The following is a 2,120-nucleotide window of genomic DNA, read 5'->3' as shown; positions in this document are numbered from 1 at the left end:
CAAAATGCCCACTATATGAAAAATTGGGTTCCAAATATGTACGATAAGCACCATAAACATGTAATGGGACTTTTGCAAATAAAAATGCAATGCATCATAGGAAACAATTTCGTCTCTTCTCCTTTTCATTTAACATGACTCCTTAATATTAATTGTGAAAGATGGCAGGGAATGATTGGCTAACTTGGAAGGCATAGTAGCGTTTGTGCAAGTAAGAGAGAAGGAAGTATGGCTACAAGGCATTGATTATTTGAAGCCATACTATGATGGGCTTGGTCTTAAAGCGCCAGTGCCTGATACAATGCAAGAAGGAGAGCAGATTAGTTTAGAGGGCATAACTACACTAGATATAGACCATTTATTTTTGGGTTATTTCAATGATAGTGATCAATCGATTCCAACATTAACAGATGAGTGGGAAGAAAGTGAGGTTTGGCGAGGATTGAAGGCCGTTCAGAACAATCACGTCTATTCAATTAATGGAGAGTTGGCTCTCGGTTACGGACCGATTGGTATCACGTACGGTGTACAGGCTGTTCTTTAGGCTTTGGATCAGTAAAAAAAATCATGCAAATTGTCTGAAATTCTCCAATATGGAAATAAGTGGTGATAGAGCTTCTATTTGCCTAATTAACTAAGAAAATGACAGAAAACTAATGTAGACTAACAAAACAAATAACTAGCCGTGGCACGCGACAAGTGTTATGGCTGGTTATTACTATTTTCAAACGAATGGATCTGTATTATGAGTAGTTCAAAAATGGATAAGAAATGACATAAACATTTATTTGTCTTTTTTTGTAAATAAATAACTAAAAAAATTGTCCACATTCTAATTATTAAAAAAAAATTCATTGTTAACCGAATATGACACTCTCCATCTATTGAGCCTTGTTTTTACCCATGACTCAATTCTTCTTTCCTCATAACATAGAAATTATAATCTTTAAATTTTTCCGGATATATTTGATACTCATTCTCATTCTCATTTATAATAGTCTAATAGACAGGATTTTAGTAAAGGAGTGAATATTTTTGTCTAGAGAAAGTCATGTAATTAATCAGTTTACAGAAGAAATAATTGAGATTACCACCCGCTTGTGGGCACGCTCATCGATATCACTTATAGATGTTCGTAATCAAATATATTATCCTGATAAACCGCTGGAAAAATGTCTTAAATACATTATAAACGAATGCAGAATTAGACTTAATAAAGTAAAGTGTGATGAAAATGGAGATTAGAACACCGGAAGTGTTATTGCAATATTTTTCAAATTATTATATGCGTATTGAAAGTATTACGAAAGAAGTTCGTAAACCTAAAGTGAAATCTATAGGGTGGATGAATTCAGAGTATTCGGGATTTATCTTTCCAATTCAAGGACAAGCTATTTTTCACTTTAATGAAAGTAGTTATGATTTAAAGCCTGGTGTTATCGTACATGCTGGCCCTCATATGAGAAATGATCGTGAAGTTGTGGGAGATGAGGATTGGGTGTATATTCTTGTCCTTTATAAAACATTAAAAATAAAAGATGATGCAGAAGGTGATTTATCTAAAAAACATTTTCAAATATCATCTATAGAATACATGCGTATATTTGAAAATTTAAATAAGTTAGTTCACTATTGGCAAAGTCCAGTCCCTTACTATAGCCTTCGCATACAAGAAATATGGTTTAATACTTTAAATTTAATGGTCTCTTTTATGGAGAAATCTGGGCAAAGTAAAAACAAACAAATGCTAGAACAAATTTTAGATGATATTCATGAGAATTATGAAACACCGTTAAGTGTATCAGTTTTAGCGGAAAGGCACCAAATAAATGTAAACCAAATTGCCTACTTATTTCAAAAACATTTATCGATGCCACCTGGAGAGTACTTGAATCATTACCGATTGAATCAGGCAAAAAAATTATTAACTTAAGTTTCGCACCCCGAAACATAGGGGTTTTCAGATGCTGTTTTGTACTGAACCCCTTACTATTACTGTGTTTTCCTTCTATTCCATTTTGAGCAATTAAGCAACTTTATCTCCTTCAAACAACTGATTTCGCAAAAAAGACGCTTCGAATAGTTCCTCCAGATATTTGTATTCCAGTGATTCTTTAAAT

Annotated in this window: 3 protein-coding genes; all 3 read left to right on the top strand. The window is 33.1% G+C overall.

Translation table 11 applies throughout. The features are described 5' to 3' along the window. Positions 1–175: 175 nt before the first annotated feature. Entirely contained in the window at positions 176–544 is a 369-nt protein-coding gene (locus SPD89_RS22645) for an ABC transporter substrate-binding protein (protein ID WP_336264211.1), read from the top strand. A 491-nt stretch (positions 545–1,035) separates the two neighbouring features. Then, positions 1,036–1,245: a hypothetical protein gene (locus SPD89_RS22640; RefSeq protein ID WP_336264210.1), complete on the top strand. Its 210-nt coding sequence runs from the start codon at positions 1,036–1,038 to the stop codon at positions 1,243–1,245. Further along, on the top strand, positions 1,235–1,933 hold the full coding sequence (locus tag SPD89_RS22635; protein WP_336264209.1) for a helix-turn-helix domain-containing protein: 699 nt from the start codon (positions 1,235–1,237) through the stop codon (positions 1,931–1,933). Before SPD89_RS22640 ends, SPD89_RS22635 begins: the two co-directional genes overlap by 11 nt. The last annotated feature ends 187 nt before the right edge of the window (positions 1,934–2,120 follow it).

The organism is Pseudogracilibacillus sp. SO30301A (genome assembly GCF_037072025.1).
Lineage (GTDB): Bacteria > Bacillota > Bacilli > Bacillales > Amphibacillaceae > Pseudogracilibacillus.
Note: the sequence above shows the minus strand (reverse complement) of the source record. Positions and strands in the feature narration are given on the sequence as shown.

Bases quoted from the DNA above. Each gene is read 5' to 3' on its own strand.
- SPD89_RS22635 (WP_336264209.1), top strand. From the start codon at position 1,235: ATGGAGATTAGAACACCGGAAGTGTTATTGCAATATTTTTCAAATTAT.